Source organism: Pirellulales bacterium, from assembly GCA_035546535.1.
Lineage (GTDB): Bacteria > Planctomycetota > Planctomycetia > Pirellulales > JACPPG01 > JACPPG01.
Window position 1 is genome coordinate 1 of sequence record DASZWQ010000168.1, and the last position, 2,907, is coordinate 2,907.

Below are 2,907 nucleotides of genomic sequence, written 5' to 3' on the forward strand. Positions count from 1 at the left end.
GCTTGAGCCCCTTCAGGATCTCGATCGCGTCCGGCACCGACGGCTCGTTGACGTCGATCTTCTGGAAGCGACGGACAAGCGCCCGGTCCTTCTCGAAGAACTGGCGGTATTCCTTGTAGGTCGTGGAGCCGATACAGCGGATCGTGCCGGAAGCCAGCGCCGGCTTCAGCAAGTTCGAGGCATCCATGGCGCCGCCCGACGTGGCGCCCGCACCGATCACGGTGTGGATTTCGTCGATGAACATGATGGCGCCGGGGAACTCCTCGATCTCCTTGATCACCTGCTTGAGGCGTTCCTCAAAATCGCCGCGGTAGCGGGTACCGGCGAGCAGCGTGCCCATGTCGAGCGAGAACACGGTCGACTTCTTGAGCACCTCCGGCACATTGCCTTCGACGATGCGCTTGGCCAGACCCTCCGCGATGGCGGTCTTGCCAACGCCAGGGTCACCAACCAGCAGCGGATTGTTCTTCTGTCGCCGGCAAAGAATCTGGATGGTGCGGCTGATCTCCGCGTCGCGGCCGATCAAGGGATCGATGCGGCCCTTCTTGGCCTTGTCGTTGAGATTGACGCAATAAGCTTCGAGAGCGTCCGCCTTCTTCTTGTTGTCGCCGCGCTCTTCGACGGTGGCCGCATCATCATCGACGCCGCGAACCGGACGCGCGTCGCCCATGCCGGCCCGCTTGGCGATGCCGTGGCTGATGTAGTTGACCGCGTCGTAGCGCGTCATGTCCTGCTCCTGCAGGAAGTACGCAGCATGGCTCTCGCGCTCGGCGAAGATCGCGACCAGCACGTTGGCGCCGGTCACTTCCTCGCGGCCCGACGACTGAACATGAATCACCGCGCGCTGAATGACGCGCTGGAACCCTGCCGTCGGCTTCGAGTCCTCGTCCGAGCCAGTCGCGAGGTTCGCGAGCTCAGTGTCGATGTACTCGATGAGATTGCGGCGAAGCATGTCGAGATCGACATTGCACGCACGCATGACCGCTGCGGCGTCCTGATCTTCGAGCAGGGCGAGCAGCAGATGTTCGAGCGTTGCGTATTCCTGATGGCGTTCGCTCGCCAGCGACAACGCCTGATGCAGGGCCTTTTCCAGACTGCGGGAGAATGACGGCACTTAGGACCTCACTTTTTCTCCATCACGCACTGTAGCGGATGTTGGTGCTTGCGTGCGAAATCCATCACCTGCGTCACCTTGGTTTCGGCGACTTCGTAAGTGTAGATCCCGCACTCCCCCACGCCATGCTGATGCACATGCAGCATGATATGGGTCGCCTCCTCCCGTCCCTTCTGGAAAAACTTCTCGAGCACGAGCACGACGAACTCCATGGGCGTGTAATCGTCGTTCAAAAGCAGAACGCGGTACAGCGCCGGCCGCTTCGTCTTCGGGCGCGTCTTGGTGGCGATTCCGGTACCGGAATCGTCGTCATCGAAGCTCGGAGGACGAATCGGGTTGCTCATGCGTAGTCGTCTGTTTGCCGTCCGCTCGGAATCCTGCCGAGAATCCGGCGGGTGTGCAATCCGCCGCCAATCAAATTTGTGATTGCCGATGGGACCGTGCGGGTTCGAAGGACCGTTGGAGGCGCGCGGTGAACGTTAATGTAGGTGTGCCCGCGGCAATTTGTAGTCGCTGAAAGCGAAAGGGCCCGGCGTGTTCCGCCGGGCCCTTTCGGGATCGTAGAAGCTGGATGGGAGGTCGGCTTACTTGCCGAACTTGCCATAGAGGGACTGGTAGGGCGCGGCGGCCGTCTTGGCCATATCGGCCACGATCTCGCCGAAACGCGTCACCTGCCCGATGTAGCCCTGGTAGGCCGTACGGACGTAGTCCTGCTGGACCGCCACGACGGCGTCCACGCTCTTGGCCGAAGCCATCTTCTCGAAGGCGGCAGTGCCGGCCTCAAAGCTGCGCTTGCCGTAGTCCGCCGCCTCGCTGGCGATGGTCTGGAAGCCCTTGGCGACGGCATCGGCGGCCTTCATGGCGACGTCCATGTTGTCCTTGCCGAAACCCTGCATTGAATCGAAGGCGTTGCTCATACGCGGTTGTCCTTGTCCCTGGGCGCCGGAAATCGGCGGTTTCCCTTGTGACAGGACATATGTGCACTGCAACATTTAATGTCAAATGAATTTGTGCAGCGCACAATAATCGTGGCGAAAAAGCCCGCGGACTGTGACCCAAATGCGCTTTACGGAAATGTAAGGGGCCTTCCATACTGTCGAAATTCGTGATGGCCGGCAGGGCGTAAGGGACGACGCCCGAAATGACAGTGTCGGCATTCTCGGTGAAGCCGCGTTTGCGGCACGGGGCATACCCCAGTCGAAGAATGCGCTGCGGCACGGTCTCAGCCGGTTTGTATTGAGTTCAGGCGGATACCGGCGCTGGGCACGCCGGTAAGGTGCGGAGCGAGTAGCTATGCTGAAGCGCAGAGGAGCGCTTCCGCGATTCAAGCGTGGTTTCCCGGTTCCGGGAATCAAGGCGCTGATAGTCGCGGTTGCCATGATTGTGGGATGGGGTGCGGTCAGCGCGCCCGCGATTGCTGCCGTCCCGAACTCCGCCATCGTCGTCGACGCCAAGACCGGCAAGGTGCTCTACGGATCCAACGTGGATGCGCAGCGCCACCCGGCCTCGCTCACCAAGATGATGACCCTTTACCTCCTGTTTGACGCGCTCGCGCAGGGCAGGACAAGCCTCGACGCCCGCATGCCGGTTTCGGCTTACGCCGCAGCGCAGGCGCCCTCGAAGCTTGGCATGAAGCCCGGCAGCTCGATCAGCGTCCGTGACGCAATCCTCGCCCTCGTGACCAAGTCGGCCAACGACGTGGCCGTAGTCATCGCCGAATACATCGGCGGCACCGAGAAGACATTCGCCCAGCGCATGACCAAACAGGCGCGCGCGCTCGGCATGACGAAGTC

At 61.6% G+C, this 2,907-nt stretch carries 4 protein-coding genes; 1 reads left to right on the forward strand and 3 read right to left on the reverse strand.

The features are described 5' to 3' along the window. From VHD36_19905 to VHD36_19915, 3 genes are all read right to left on the reverse strand, one after another. Positions 1-1,114 (reverse strand): AAA family ATPase (locus tag VHD36_19905; protein ID HVU89604.1); only part of this gene is annotated, 1,114 nt, incomplete at its 3' end. A gap of 8 nt (positions 1,115-1,122) precedes the next feature. Next, a complete protein-coding gene (clpS, locus tag VHD36_19910; GenBank protein ID HVU89605.1) occupies positions 1,123-1,458 on the reverse strand; it encodes an ATP-dependent Clp protease adapter ClpS in 336 nt (111 codons plus the stop codon). Positions 1,459-1,698: 240 nt separating this feature from the next. Then, positions 1,699-2,031 carry a phasin family protein gene (locus VHD36_19915; GenBank protein ID HVU89606.1) on the reverse strand — a complete coding sequence of 111 codons (333 nt, stop codon included), beginning with the start codon at positions 2,029-2,031 and terminating at the stop codon, positions 1,699-1,701. Between the two features lie 376 nt (positions 2,032-2,407). Here VHD36_19915 and VHD36_19920 point away from each other — a divergent pair. Next, positions 2,408-2,907: serine hydrolase (locus VHD36_19920; GenBank protein ID HVU89607.1), on the forward strand; the 500-nt coding region annotated here is incomplete at its 3' end.

Bases quoted from the DNA above. Each gene is read 5' to 3' on its own strand.
- clpS (HVU89605.1), bottom strand. From the start codon at position 1,458: ATGAGCAACCCGATTCGTCCTCCGAGCTTCGATGACGACGATTCCGGT.
- VHD36_19915 (HVU89606.1), bottom strand. From the start codon at position 2,031: ATGAGCAACGCCTTCGATTCAATGCAGGGTTTCGGCAAGGACAACATG.